Source organism: Paenibacillus tyrphae, assembly GCF_024158745.1.
In the GTDB taxonomy this organism is placed as follows: Bacteria; Bacillota; Bacilli; order Paenibacillales; family NBRC-103111; genus Paenibacillus_G; species Paenibacillus_G tyrfis_A.
Genome location: NZ_JAMZAW010000012.1, coordinates 248,654 through 258,260, shown reverse-complemented (window position 1 = coordinate 258,260; position 9,607 = coordinate 248,654). Strand labels below are relative to the sequence as shown.

Sequence of the window (9,607 nt, the reverse complement as noted above, 5' to 3'; positions counted from 1 at the left end):
GCCGCGTAGCGCGCGAGGCGGCGCAGCTCCGCCGCCAGCGCGGCCTCGCGCGCAGCGGCTTGCTCGCGCAGCGCCGCAAGCGCCGGCGCGGGCCCTGCCGCAGCGGGCGCAGCTCCGCCCGCGTAAGGGCGGCGGCCGCGGCCGGAGCGGCTCTGCGCGGCGCGGCGGCGCGCAAGCGTCCAAGCGGCGCTGGCGGCAAGCAGCACGGCAAGCGCTGCGCCAGCCGCAGCCGTCTGCTGAAGCGCCGCCAGCGCGGCGGGGAGCAGCAGCGTTGCGCCGTAGAGAACATACAGCGAGACGCCGGAAGAGCCGGAGCGGACTGTCTCCGGCCCGGCCTGCGCTTCCAGACGGCTCAGCTTCTCACGGTCCTGCTCGCGCTCCGCTTCGAACCGGACCTCGCGCAGCGCTTCCTTCCATTCATGGAACAAACGTCTTGCCGTCCGAATCCGCTCAAGTCCTTCTTCGACCGAGGTGCGATCCTCTTCCAGCGCGAACCTCTCTTCAGCCCGTGCTCCATCGATGCTCCGACTGCGATTTAGGCCCTCCTCCAGCACCGAGTCGTCCCTGTCACCTTCTCCATCCCATACCTCGGCCCCGCTCCGGCCATCCGCCGGCCCAAGCTCCTCCGCCGCGGATTCGCTTCGCAGCCGTTCGGCTTCCGCCTCCAGCAGCGATTCGTTCTGCCGCCAGACGCGCCACTCCTCGCGGAAAGCGGACGCCTCCTCCCGGAGCATGACCGTCGAAGGGAGACGGTCCAGATGCTCCGGCGTCCATGCCGGGTGAATGCGGCGAAGCATCCGCTCCAGCTCCAGCCCGAGCTGCTCTTCTTCCGCTTCTGCCTCCGTCAGCGTCCGCTTCGCTTCTTCGTAGGCCGGCAGCCGGTCGAGCAAAGCTTCAAGCGCCGCCCGGCGCTCCAGCACCGCGCCCTCGGCCTCCGCTTCCGCCTCGACCGTTCGCAAGCCTTCCTTCAAATCGGACAGCGCGAGGGCGACCCGGTCAAGCTCGACCGTGAGCCGCTCCCGCTCGGCAAGCACCGCTTCCATCCGCGGCAGCGCATCAGCCGGGAACGCATCCAGCATCTCGGGGAGCTCCGCCAGCTCGCGGCGCAGCTCCTCCCGCCGCAGCCAGTGCGGCTGGGCGCGGACGCATCGCGCTAGCCAGTCGGCTTCACGCTGGAGCTTGTCCAGCTCGCCCTCCAGCGTCTCCTGCTCCACTGCAAGGCGGTTCGCCTCCGCCTCCAACGCATTGTAGCGCTCCGCCCGGCCGCGGCTTTGCGCAAGCTCCGCCTCCGCCGCCGCCAGCTCCTGCAGCGCCCGGTTCATCAGCGGCGTGCGGCCGCGCGGGCGGTACAGCTGCTCCAGCTCCTGCGCGAGCTTCTTATCCGCACCGCGAATCACGCTGCCGCTCGCGCCGAGTCCCGCGCTGTACAGGAAACTGCCGACCTCGCCCGATTGCAGCGTCCCGAGCTCCTGCAGCTCGGTCAGGCCGAAGGCGAACAGGCTACGGAACAATTCCGGCGTAATCCCGCCCAAGAGCGCAGCCAGCTCCCGCTCGCCCCCGGACGTTCCGTCCGGAAACGTCACGCGGACGCTGCCGGCCGCAGGCCCGCGCCCCCGCCCTCCGCTTGGGCGCTCCCACCGTTCGACCCGGTAACGGCGGCCTTGTTCGTCTACGAGCGTAATCGCCCCGCCGTGTCCGCCCTCCCCCGGCACAGTCAGCCGCTCCGCCGAGCCGCCGCGTGGAAAGCCGAACAGCACATCCCGGATAAAGCCCAGCACGGTGCTTTTCCCGGCTTCGTTCGGGCCACAGAAGAGAGTGATCGGGGAATCCGCCAGAAGCTCCACATCGTTTAGCACACCGTAACGGCGAACGTCCAGCCGTTCGATTCTCATTCGCTCCACCCCGTCTCCGCGCCGCTGCCGTCCGCCAGCAGGTCAATCGCCAGCTCTTCGGCTTCCTGCAGCCAGGCGGCCCATTCCTCAGGCCCCAACTCCCTTAGCAAAGCGGCAAGCTGCGGTTGTCCGGCGAGCGGCGCCAGCGCTTCCTCTGTGAAGGCCGACAGCCGCTCCGGGGATTCGCCGGCCTCCGACGCGAGACGCAGCAGATCGCCCAGAAACCCCGGCTTTGCGGCCAAGTCTTCGCGCGAAACGGCCGCTCCGGTCCGATCCTCGATGCTCTCGATCCAGATGGCTTCCCCGCCGCTCTCTCTCAGCGCAGACGCCAGCCCCGTGAGCCATCCGCTGCGGCGCATCGCGGCATGCAGCGGCCCGCGTCCGGTCAGCGACAGGCGCGCCAGAACCGCGCGTCCGTCCGCTGACGCGCAGGCCGCCTCCAGCTCCTCCTCCAACGCATCCTTCAGCTGCTGCTCCGTCTCCAGCCCGGCAATGGACAGCTCCCGGACCTGCCAACGCACATCGTCCAGCGGCTGAAACCGCAGCTGCGTTTCACCGCCTGCCGCCACATCGACCACATAGCAGCCGCGAGGGCCGGTTTCCCGGACGTGGCGGCCCTGCAGATTGCCGGGATACACAACCCAAGGTGACTCATGCAGCACCCGGCGTGAATGAATATGGCCCAGCGCCCAATAGTCCACCTGCCCGCCCGTCAAATCCCGCAGGCTGCAAGGCGCATAATTGTCGTGTCCCGCATCGCCGTCCACATTCGTATGCAGTATTCCGATGTGATATAAGCCGTCGTTATGCCGGACATAGCCCGGCGTCAAATTATCCGTTACCGCGGAACGGCCGAACGATATGCCTGATACCCGCGCAACCGGCTCGCCGTCCTGCGCATGGACAACGACGCTTTCCACCGCATCGCTTCCGAATATTTTTACCGTGTCCGGCAACCGCAGCTTCGCGCTGTAGCCGTCGTGCAGCGGATCGTGATTTCCATGAACGACAAAGGCGGGCACCCCGTGTCCCGCCAACGTTTCCAAAGCCTGCTGAAACCGCAGCTGAGCGCGCAGCGAACGGTCTTTCGCATCGTATATGTCGCCGCTGACGACGATGAAATCCGCCTGCTCGCGAACCGCCAGATCGACGAGCCGTTCGAGCGCCGTAAACGTCGACGCCTTCACCCGCTCCCTCAGCCCGTCCGGCAGACCGGACAATCCCCGAAACGGACTGTCCAGATGCAGATCCGCGGCATGAATAAAACGAAACCCCCGCGTCATTTCCGAATCCTCCGTCCTTGTCTTATCCCGCTTAAGAAGGCCCTACTCCGCCGGCGGCGCCTTGCGGTACGTCCGGTACACATTTCTGAGCTGCTGAACGACGCGCGTCATCGAATACGTCTTGAGCGCCTTCTCCAGCGCCACACGCGACAGCTGATAGCGATACATCGGATCGCCGATCACCTTCTCCAGCGCCGTGGCCAACCCCTGAACGTCATTGACCGGAACAAGCAGACCGTTGGTGCCGTGCTCAATCTGCTCGGCAATGCCGCCGACGTTCGTGCCGACAACGGCCAGACCGCAGAGCGCCGCCTCCGCAAACACCGAACCGAACGCTTCCGCCCGCGAAGGCAGGACAAACACGTCGAAGAACGGCATAAAATCTTCCGGGTGAAGCATGTATCCGTAAAAAATCGTTTCCTCATAAATCCCGAGCTGCTGCGCAAGCTCCTCCAGCTCCGTACGGATCGGTCCGTCTCCGATCAGATGCAGCACGAACGGCTGCCCCCGGCGCTTCAGCTCCGCGCAAGCCTGCAGCAGCGTATCGAGCCCCTTGGCGGGCACAAGGCGGCATACCGAGATCAGCTGCGGCACTTGATTCTCGTGATGGACCGGACGGAACCGCTTCTCGTCGAAGCCGTTCGGAATGACCCCGATCCGCTCCGGCTCCTGCACGTACTCGGACAAGTAATGCTTGAACGAGTTGGACACCGTTATCAACTGGTCCGCCTTTTCCTCCAGCTCGCGATAAATCGAGGTCAGGAAGGCATGCTCCGGGCCGTCTGCCGGAATTTTGCCGTTCAGCGCAAGCTCGCGCTCATAGCTGGAGTGAACCGTCATGATCAGCGGGGTGTCCGGAAACAGCTGCTTCATGACCAGCCCGGCGATCGGATGGTGGGCGTGGATCAAATCGTATGTCGACTTGATCCGCATATTCGTCCACCAGATATAGTCCTTCATCGTTTGTATGTATTTATCGACTACCGGATGGCCGGCATACGGCTCCCAGTCGAACGTAGAGAAACGAATTTCCCCGGTGCCTTTGCCGCGCACCCGTTTGGGCAGCGAAAAGAGCTCCATCTCCCAGCCCCGCTTGTTAAAGCGGTCCAGCATGAAAGGAACCATGGAAGAAACCCCGCCAGGCTGTTCCGGCGGAAAAAATAACGCTTGAAGAATACGCATCCTACCCACCTCGGCCTCTCCCGTTGTTCACGAAACGCAAGGGCGCTTCGTCACTACCATCCTAACAGTTCCGTAATGCGACGACAAGACTTCCCAAAACGAATATACGTTTGGTATAATCAGTACCATGTACCCGTTTACAAAGTGAGGCTTCCGCGCGTTTCATGAACAATCAGACGATTTGGGATTTGATCTTCGGACCGACCGGTTCGATCTTTATGCACTCGATGCTGATCGTCATCATTGCGATGACGTTTCTCGTCTCGTTCCGACTGCTGCTCTCGCGCCGCAAAATCGGATATTTCTCCATGATCATTGCGCTCTTTATCTTGTTCGCCCAGCACATGCATCTCATCGAAAAGACCGTGACTCAAGACGTAACCCCCGAGCAAGAATTCATCGCGCTGCTGCTCAAGCTGCTTGCCTTTGTCATGCTCAATATCGGCATTTATCAGCTGTATAACACAACCCGCAAGCGGGACTTCTTCGTCTTCGCCATCTTTATCCTGTTGACCGCCGCCGTCTCGGTGTCGTACTGGTTCGCTCCGGTCTGGCTGCAGGGCAGCGAGGATCAGTCCAAATTGCTTCGTCCGCTCGGCATGGAGCTGTACTTGTTTTTGCTGCTGTTCTTGAGCTTCCTGCTCGTGAATTCCCGTATCGGCCAGAACGGGAAGTATCAGCTAATGCTGACCGTCTATTTTACGACCCACACGATTCATATGACCAACGTCTATTTATTTGACAGCAAACAGATCGTCCTGAACTTTCTGGAGCAAACGATTCCGTTCGTCTTTTACATCGTTCTGTTCTTGTTCATTTTCGAGCGGGTCATCGAGATCATGCAGGCCATTTACAACTCCTCCATTACCGACGGGCTCACAAAGCTGTACAACCGGAAATACTTTTACAACCGCGTCACCCAATACGTGCAGCAGCGCGCGCCGGTATCGGTCATCTTCAGCGATATCGACAACTTCAAGAAGCTTAACGATACGAAAGGCCATCATATGGGAGACCAGGTGCTTAAGCAGGTAGCGCAGATCGTGAAGGAAGAAACGGAAGATTCCGGGATTTGCGGGCGCTATGGCGGGGAAGAAATGGTTGTGCTGGTTACGGACCCGGAGGTTGATGCGGCAGGCTTGTCGGAGCGTATCCGGAGCCGTGTGGAGACGGAGACCATCGTGACGGTAAGCATGGGATACAGTATGCTCAAAAAAGGGGTAAACGCGGAGGAATTGATCAAGCAGGCGGATGAAGCGATGTACAAGGCCAAGACGACCGGCAAAAACAAAGTCGTCGGCTTCTAGGCCGACACCGGTTTGCACGTTCTCGGAAGAAAGGCGGGAAGCCGGCTTCCCGCTTCAGTCGCAGGTCTATTCGATGGTGAACAATTCCTCCAAAGGCTGCTCCAAAAGATCGCTGAGCTTCTTCGCCGTGCCCGGGCCGACGGCTTTGACCGATCGCTCCAGCAAGCTGATATAAGCATAGCTCAAGCCAGAGAGCTGGGCCAGGTCCCGCTGAGTCATTCCTTTGACGATCCGGGCGCGTACGATCGCGTTCGTTTTGGCTTTAATTTTCATGTTTGCGGTCCTCCCCCTTGCTGAACAAAAACACACTACCATTATACATCAATCTAATTTACTTTTGCAACCATTTATGTTTACTTTTGTTAAATTAACTTTATTTGTACTTCCTATTTTTAACTGTTAATATATAGATATTCACCGTTTTTTACTTAACCTGTTTATTGCTTTGCCATTATTTCAATAATGTGGGTGTGTGTGCGATGGATTTCTACGATCAATTACGAGATATGCGCAAATTGAAAGGTTTCACCATTCGCGAGCTGGCAGACCGCTCCGGCGTATCGGCGGCCTATATTTCCCAGCTGGAGAACGGCAATCGGGGGGTCCCCTCGCCCGACGTGCTGATGAAGCTGTCCGAGGGATTGAACATTCCTTATACCGAGCTGATGCAAATCGCAGGCTATTTGGAGAAAACGGACTCCGACAAGGAGGAAGGAAGCTATACGAAGCCGCGGGTGAACCTGCGCCGTTTTCTGCGCGAGAACGACCTTATCTTCGACGGAATCGAGCTGACCGAGACGGATAAGGAATGGATCGAGCGGATGCTGACCGTCATGTTCTGGAAAGAAAAGCAGCTTCTCAGCAAGGACGAGCAGACGGCGGAAAGCCCCCAGGAAGCGGTGGAGTTTTCGTATGAGTCGAAATGAACGGCAGGAAAGTCCGGCTCCCGGCAGCTCCGGGGGAACCGGACTTTTTTTTCATGCGAAGAGGAAAGGACCGCTGCCTTAACGGGCGGTCCTTCTGTTGTCACACGATGCGGATTAGATGGGCAGGCGCTTGCTTGAGACGATCGTAGATACCGCGACTTTATTGATCAGCGTATCTTTTCCTTTGACTTCGATCAGGATCGTGTACCGGTCCGTCGATTTCAAGGTGCCCTGCATTTGGACGCCGTTCTTCGTAATTAGGGTGACAGGTATCCTTTCCGTAATGAGCCGATCCAAAAACCGGTTCTGCACATTATCCTGGATCTCTACGTTGTCACTGCTTTTCGTCATGTGAGACATCCCTCTCTCTTTTTTAGGATTCCGTTCTATAGTACCACAATCGAATCTATTACTCTATTGTCAGGACAGACACGGCCATGTAAACTATAAATAGAAAGTATCACGTTCCGCCAACATGCGTATACTGAAAAAGGAATGCGGATGCCGCTAACATCCGCACTCCCGCACAATAGCCGCTTCTCAGGGCGGTAGGCTTAGACAAATTATATGAGGATCAAGAAAGGACCGCTGCTTTGACCGAGGGCGGTCTATTTCTTTTTGTTAAGGTACGTTAGCAAAGCCAAGATGAACATGCCGAACCCGAACATCAAGGTAAGTGCTTGGTATACCTCCATAGGCCATCACCTCCGTTCCAGGAGGCTAGCCGACCGCCCTAAAAGCCATTCTATCGTGGTTTTTCCATTGTAACATATTATTCCATCGAACCCAAAATAAGCTTGTCCAACCGAAAACCAAACGCCACATGGGACCGAACAGTATGGACTTGCAGGACGCCCGACTTACGTTATCCGGTGCATCAGCCTACGCTCTGCCGGGCTTTCGCGGATTCCAAACCGGGAAATATTGCAAACGGCGGCAGGATCGTTTATGATTGACATTACAGTAGGTCTAAAAAAGGGGTGATCTCATGTCTCCGCGAACGAAAGAACAAAACGAAGAAATCCGGCTTCTCCGGGTGACGCAAATTATGCAAGCTGCGGCCGAGGTGTATTTGAAGCAGGGCATTACGATGGAAATGCGCGACGTCGCAACCAAAGCGAATCTGGGCTACGGCACCGTATACCATTATTACAAAAACAAGCACGCTCTGCTCGACGACCTGATGTGGCAGGCGTTCCACGAAGCCAAGCAAGTGACCGAGGAAGCGTTCGGCGCTCCTCATCCCCCCGGACAGCAACTCCGCCGGTACGGCACACTCCTGCTGCGGCAATGGTTTCATGACCGGTCTGTCTATATTTTGTATAAGATGATCTGGGAAAACTTTCAGCAGGTCCCGGGCGGCCGCTTTCAAAAGCTGTACGATCAGTTCCAGATCGAGCTGTACCGTCCGCTTGTGTCGGCAGTTGAAAAACTCGGGGCACGGGACCCTGAGAAACGGGCGAATCTTCTGCTCGGCTCCATGATCGGCTGCGCCGGTTTATGGATTCATCACGGCCATGAGGAGCCGGATACCGACGATATCGCCGATTCGTTAGTCCGCAGTATCGAAAAAGAAGGGAAATTAATCCAATGATTATTTTGAAATCCAAGCAGGAAATTGAGCGAATCAAACAAGCAGGCCAACTGGTCGCCGCTTGTCACCGGGAAATCGCCAAGCTGGTGCAGCCCGGCATTACGACGTTCGAAATCGAAGATCTCGTGGATACGATGATCACGAAGCATGGCGGCAGACCGTTTACCAAAGGTTACAACGGGTATAAGTACGCCACCTGCGCGTCCGTCAACGATGTAATCGCCCACGGATTTCCAAGCCGGACGCCCCTTCAGGAAGGCGACATCGTCACCATCGACATCGTCGCGGAAGTCGACGGCTGGCTGGGCGATTCCGCCTGGTGCTATGCGGTAGGCTCCATTTCCGACGAAGCCCGGCGACTGATGGAAGTGACCAAGCAATGCCTCGATCTCGGCATCGCTCAGGCCTTCGCCGGCAACCGCCTCGGGGATATCACGCACGCGATCCAATCCCATGCGGAGCGAAACGGCTACTCCGTCGTGCGCGATCTGCTCGCCCACGGCATCGGCCGGGATCTGCACGAAGAGCCCAACTACGCTCATGTCGGACTGCCTGGAAGAGGCGTACGTTTGAAGGAAGGCATGGTGTTTACGATCGAGCCGATGATCAATGCCGGTACGCATCATATGTACGTCGAAGCGGACGGCTGGACGGCGCGAACGGCAGACGGACGGCTATCCGCCCAATACGAGCATACAATCGCCATCACCGAAGACGGTCCGCTGCTGCTCACAGACCAAGCTATGGCTCGCTGACGCCGCAGCGTCCACACTTTTTCAGCTCCAACTCAACGGCTCCAGCCCTTTGTCCGCAGTCCTTTTGTCGGGCAAAGGGCTGATTTGAATTTCATCAACTTCGTGAATTCCAGCCAATTTGCCGCACGCTTTCCCCGTCTGACGTCCCTTGACCGAATCCTTCCTTCTTCATTACCCAGGACCACAGCCCCTCAAAGTCTTCATTCGCCTTACGATTCAGCGCATTTCGACAAAACGAAGGGGACCATTCGCCCCGTAAGCTAAGACTAAAGAACCTTTTATCGTTTAGAAGGAAAATTTTTACTAAAAAGGGTATTGAAAAAAATCAAAATTGGTTTAATATAATTATCAAGTAGTTCACGTTGGAATATTTTACCTGACGTTTCAAACGAACTACGAATAACCTCTACGGTTTTACCTGAAAAGAATTAACCACTTGATGAAAGAGGTGATGCTTTTTAGCGAAAAACCCGTATCGTCACCCGACGCCTCTATTTCCAGTTGTACACACCTCATGCTTTCACTCGATTTATCCTGCCTTGCCTCCAGATTTCCGCTTCTGTAGTAATCACCTTCGACGAGACCCGCTTTAACTGCCTTTGGTTTGCATCCCGCCATCGGCAAAATCAGTTTTCAATTCATCCTAAACCGATTGGAAAACAATTAAA

10 protein-coding genes are annotated in these 9,607 nt (G+C 57.3%); 4 read left to right on the top strand and 6 right to left on the bottom strand.

Annotation, left to right across the window (positions count from 1 at the left end; translation table 11 throughout):
- From NI000_RS19795 to NI000_RS19785, 3 genes are all read right to left on the bottom strand, one after another.
- The coding region (locus tag NI000_RS19795) for an AAA family ATPase (protein WP_253413162.1) at positions 1–1,892 on the bottom strand (1,892 nt) is incomplete at its 3' end.
- Positions 1,889–3,175 (bottom strand): metallophosphoesterase family protein, encoded by a 1,287-nt coding sequence (locus NI000_RS19790; protein WP_253413161.1) that lies wholly within the window; start codon positions 3,173–3,175, stop codon positions 1,889–1,891. The genes NI000_RS19795 and NI000_RS19790, both read right to left, overlap by 4 nt.
- A gap of 42 nt (positions 3,176–3,217) precedes the next feature.
- Positions 3,218–4,357, bottom strand: coding sequence for a glycosyltransferase family 4 protein (locus tag NI000_RS19785; RefSeq protein ID WP_253413160.1), 1,140 nt, complete (start codon positions 4,355–4,357; stop codon positions 3,218–3,220).
- Between the two features lie 164 nt (positions 4,358–4,521).
- On the opposite strand from NI000_RS19785, the gene NI000_RS19780 reads away from it, so the two are divergent.
- Positions 4,522–5,664, top strand: a complete 1,143-nt coding sequence (locus NI000_RS19780; protein ID WP_253413159.1) for a GGDEF domain-containing protein — start codon at positions 4,522–4,524, stop codon at positions 5,662–5,664.
- Positions 5,665–5,730: 66 nt separating this feature from the next.
- Here the strand turns inward: NI000_RS19780 and NI000_RS19775 are convergent, their stop codons facing one another.
- Positions 5,731–5,937, bottom strand: coding sequence for a helix-turn-helix domain-containing protein (locus NI000_RS19775; RefSeq protein WP_010498610.1), 207 nt, complete (start codon positions 5,935–5,937; stop codon positions 5,731–5,733).
- 233 nt (positions 5,938–6,170) lie between these two features.
- On the opposite strand from NI000_RS19775, the gene NI000_RS19770 reads away from it, so the two are divergent.
- Positions 6,171–6,590, top strand: a complete 420-nt coding sequence (locus NI000_RS19770) for a helix-turn-helix domain-containing protein (protein ID WP_253413158.1) — start codon at positions 6,171–6,173, stop codon at positions 6,588–6,590.
- 114 nt (positions 6,591–6,704) lie between these two features.
- Here NI000_RS19770 and NI000_RS19765 read toward each other — a convergent pair whose 3' ends face one another.
- Both NI000_RS19765 and NI000_RS19760 read right to left on the bottom strand, forming a co-directional pair.
- Complete coding sequence (locus NI000_RS19765; RefSeq protein ID WP_253413157.1) at positions 6,705–6,941, bottom strand: RNA chaperone Hfq; 237 nt, start codon at positions 6,939–6,941, stop codon at positions 6,705–6,707.
- A 257-nt stretch (positions 6,942–7,198) separates the two neighbouring features.
- The gene (locus NI000_RS19760) at positions 7,199–7,285 is read right to left on the bottom strand and encodes a putative holin-like toxin (protein ID WP_108531390.1); all 87 of its coding nucleotides are present in this window, start codon (positions 7,283–7,285) and stop codon (positions 7,199–7,201) included.
- 293 nt (positions 7,286–7,578) lie between these two features.
- Between NI000_RS19760 and NI000_RS19755 the strand changes: the two genes are divergently transcribed.
- The gene (locus tag NI000_RS19755) at positions 7,579–8,184 is read left to right on the top strand and encodes a TetR/AcrR family transcriptional regulator (RefSeq protein WP_253413156.1); all 606 of its coding nucleotides are present in this window, start codon (positions 7,579–7,581) and stop codon (positions 8,182–8,184) included.
- Positions 8,181–8,939 carry a type I methionyl aminopeptidase gene (map, locus tag NI000_RS19750; RefSeq protein WP_253413155.1) on the top strand — a complete coding sequence of 253 codons (759 nt, stop codon included), beginning with the start codon at positions 8,181–8,183 and terminating at the stop codon, positions 8,937–8,939. Before NI000_RS19755 ends, map begins: the two co-directional genes overlap by 4 nt.
- The last annotated feature ends 668 nt before the right edge of the window (positions 8,940–9,607 follow it).